A 1,882-nucleotide genomic window follows, 5' to 3' on the forward strand; every position below is an offset into this window, starting at 1 on the left:
CTGCGACGCCACGCCGGTCAGCGGCGCGCTCAGCAGCCCCGTCAGGCCCGACAGGTTCACCGGGGGCAGGCTGAACGACGGCAACGCCGCCGCCACGCCCATCGCCCCGCCGTGGTAGCCCACCATGGCGGCCACGTCCTGAGCCCACATCTCCATGTACTCGAACTCGGTCATGAAGATCGCCGGGGTGTTCTGCCCGAGAATGTTCGTCGCGATCAGCGCCATCAGCTGGACACGGTTCGCGGTGACGGCCGGCGTGGGCACCGTCGCCGCCAACGCAGACTCAAACGCCGTCGCCGCCGTCCGGGCCTGCAGGGCCGCGGTCTCCGCCTGGCCGGCGGCCGCGCTCAGCCAACTCACGTAGGGGGTCGCCGCCGCCGCCATCGACACCGAGGCCGGACCGGCCCACGGCCCGTCGGTCAGCCCGGTGATGACGTTCTGGAACGACGACGCCGCGCCTGCGAGGTCCGTGGCCAACGAATCCCAGGCCGATGCCGCCATGAACAGGGGCCCCGACCCCGCGCCAGCGAACATCAGCGCCGAGTTGATCTCCGGGGGAAAGAACGTAAAAGCAGGAACCATCAGAACCCCCACCCATCCGGCCGCACTGACGGCACAGTCCAACGATCAACAGACACCATGAGCCGATACTAAGGCCATCGACGCTCAAAAATCAGGGGTTTTACCAAACCCTCAAGGCCGCTGTGGCGCGGAATTCGCGTCGCGGACCGATCGTCGTAACCCGTGCGCGGCGTACCGGTGTCATGGGACGCCTCGGGCGCGGGTAACGCGCAATGGTTACCCGCGCCCTTGGAGGCCGATTTACGCCCAGCTGGACCCGACGGCGCTGTCGGTGCTGGACATGTTGCTGCCCGCCGACTGCACCTTCTGGCCGTGGGAGTTGGCCTGCTCGTAGATCACCTGGAAGTTGCGACCCAACTGGGTGATGAACTCCTGGCAGGCCACCGAACCGGCGCCACCCCAGAAGTCACCAGCGACCAGCACATCGCGAACGATCGCCTGGTGCTCGGCCTCCAGCGACGCCGCCTGGGCGCGAATCAACGCGCCGTGCGCGTCGACGTCTCCGAACTGGTAATTAATCGTCATCGCTCAATCTCCTAACGCCCTAAATGCCGCTAACTGCTCAGAATCTGCTGCGAAGCCTGCTCTTGCTGCTCGTAGTTATTGGCGTCGCGGATCAGCCCGTCACGCACGCCCTGCAGCATGTTCACAATGTTGTGGAACGCCTGGTTCATCTGTCCCATCGTGTTGTAGGACGTCGCCTCGGCGGCCCCACTCCAGCTGGCGCCGGAAATGTTCTGCGACGAGGCCCACATCCGACGTGCCTCATCCGAAACCGTCTGCGCATGCACGTCGAAACGCCCTGCCATCGCCCGCATTGCGTGCGGGTCGGTCATAAATCGTGTAGCCACCACACTGCTCCTTTCATCAACAAAATGTTTCGATTAAGCGCCGCCACGGCGCCCAACGTCCAAACCCCGGCCTATCACCCCCGCCCTATCCGACTCCGACGCGCGGCACCACGCTGGGCCGCGACTGGACCACGTGGGGGCTGGCCCCGCCGCGGCCCATCATCCCGCCGGGCATGCCGGCGCCGGCGCCCATGCCGCCCATCGGCATCGGCATGAAGGGCATGCCGCCGCCCATCGGCGCCCCGGCGGCGGCCGCCGCGGCGGGCATCTCCCCGCCCAGCCCCGACATCGCCGCGCTGGCCATCCGCGCGGGCGTCGACCCCTGCCACGTCGGCGGCACCGACATGGCCCCGACCAACCGCGACTTACCCAGTTCCGCGGCCGCGCCGCCCAGGCCCGCAGCACCGCCGCCCAGGCCCTTCATGGCGGGAGCGGCCTCGCTGACGAAT

4 protein-coding genes are annotated in these 1,882 nt (G+C 67.9%); all 4 read right to left on the reverse strand.

The window, feature by feature from the left end:
- Positions 1 to 582, reverse strand: a 582-nt coding sequence (locus AC5Y2S_RS28880) for a PPE family protein (protein WP_499960043.1), incomplete at its 3' end; no start/stop codon positions are given.
- 240 nt (positions 583 to 822) lie between these two features.
- On the reverse strand, positions 823 to 1,107 hold the full coding sequence (locus tag AC5Y2S_RS28885; protein ID WP_499960044.1) for a WXG100 family type VII secretion target: 285 nt from the start codon (positions 1,105 to 1,107) through the stop codon (positions 823 to 825).
- 29 nt (positions 1,108 to 1,136) lie between these two features.
- Complete coding sequence (locus AC5Y2S_RS28890) at positions 1,137 to 1,433, reverse strand: WXG100 family type VII secretion target (protein ID WP_499881040.1); 297 nt, start codon at positions 1,431 to 1,433, stop codon at positions 1,137 to 1,139.
- 85 nt (positions 1,434 to 1,518) lie between these two features.
- On the reverse strand, positions 1,519 to 1,882 hold a 364-nt coding region (locus AC5Y2S_RS28895; protein ID WP_499960045.1), incomplete at its 5' end, for a PPE family protein, SVP subgroup.

It is taken from the genome of Mycobacterium sp. NGS69, assembly GCF_059812165.1.